The sequence below is a fragment of the Pseudomonadota bacterium genome (assembly GCA_010028905.1).
GTDB lineage: Bacteria > Vulcanimicrobiota > Xenobia > RGZZ01 > RGZZ01 > RGZZ01.
The window spans coordinates 1-1,200 of the sequence record RGZZ01000872.1 but is presented as its reverse complement, the minus strand read 5'-3'; the positions used below and the strand labels follow the sequence as shown (position 1 = coordinate 1,200).

The following is a 1,200-nucleotide window of genomic DNA, read 5'->3' as shown; positions in this document are numbered from 1 at the left end:
TCATCTCCTCGCGCACCGTGAGCAGGTCGTCGAGCTTCATCGTGCCCGCCTGCAGCCTGCGTCCCACCTCGACGAGAACCGGGAGCTTGAAGACACTGGCCAGCGGATAGGGGCGCTCGGCATCGATGAAGAGCCGTTCTCCCCCCTCGACGTGCACGATGGCGATACCCGCCACCAGCCTTCCTCGCGAGGCCGCGAGCCGCGCCCGCACCTTCGCCTCGAGCGTGGCGGTGCCGCGGGGCGCCGTCGATGCGCCGCCCGCAGCGGGAGCGCACGCGGCGCAGCGCGTGGAGACGAGTACGAGAGAGAGCACGAGAACGAGCAGTCGACGCATGCAGACGGGGTTCGGCACCCCGGAACCGAGCCCTTCTCGTGCAGCCGTGAAACGCCGGGTCCCCCGTCGACAGTCCAGAGCACGGCAGGAAGCCTCGTCTGTCACGAGGTAAGCCCCCTCCACCGCAGGGCCCCAGTCAGCACCGCTCGGCACCTCTTTCGAACGGGACCTGCATCTTCTCTGAGGAGATCCCCCATGCTGCGAACGCTTCGTAACCGTCTCGCCATCCTCGCCGTTGGCGCCGTCGCCGCCACGGCCTCGATTCTCAGCCGCGCCCCCCAGCCGGTGCTCGCCGAGACCACCCCGCCGTGCGTTCAGGCATCTGCGGCCGAGGTGACACGCGTCGCCTTCGTGCCGAGCACCGAGTTCGTGATCTCGGCGGGCGCCGACGGCCGCGCCGTGCTCTGGTCGTTTCCCGACCTTCGCCGCATGCGCGACGTGGTCACCAGCGACAGCGGCCTCATCTCGCTTGCGGTGAGCCGCAACGGGCAGCGCGTGGCCATGGGCGACGCCGCCGGGAACATCTGGATGAAGTGGCTGTGGGGCAACGAGGCGCGTCAGCCCGCGGTGAAGCAGACGATGCAGAACGACGCCGCCCTCGACCTGATGCCGAGCGGTGACGACACGTACTTCTTCGCGCTCATGCTCAACCCGAGCCAGGCCACCCCGTCGATTCGCACCTTCGAGAGCCTCACCCTTTCCCCCAGCAACTGGTTCGAAGCGGCGGCCACACCGTCGCTCTGGTCTTTCTCGGCCGACGTCGGCACCACGCTCATCGCGGCGGCAGGCGACACGGGCGGCATCGTGCGATGGAAGACCCCCCAGCGCCTGCCGGCACGATACGAGAACCAGAAGGTGCGCTTCAC

Annotated in this window: 2 protein-coding genes; one reads left to right on the top strand and one right to left on the bottom strand. The window is 68.9% G+C overall.

Translation table 11 applies throughout. The features are described from left to right. On the bottom strand, positions 1-334 hold a 334-nt coding region (locus tag EB084_26020; GenBank protein NDD31722.1), incomplete at its 3' end, for a hypothetical protein. A 195-nt stretch (positions 335-529) separates the two neighbouring features. Between EB084_26020 and EB084_26015 the strand changes: the two genes are divergently transcribed. After that, a partial coding sequence (locus EB084_26015) for a WD40 repeat domain-containing protein (protein NDD31721.1) occupies positions 530-1,200 on the top strand: 671 nt, incomplete at its 3' end.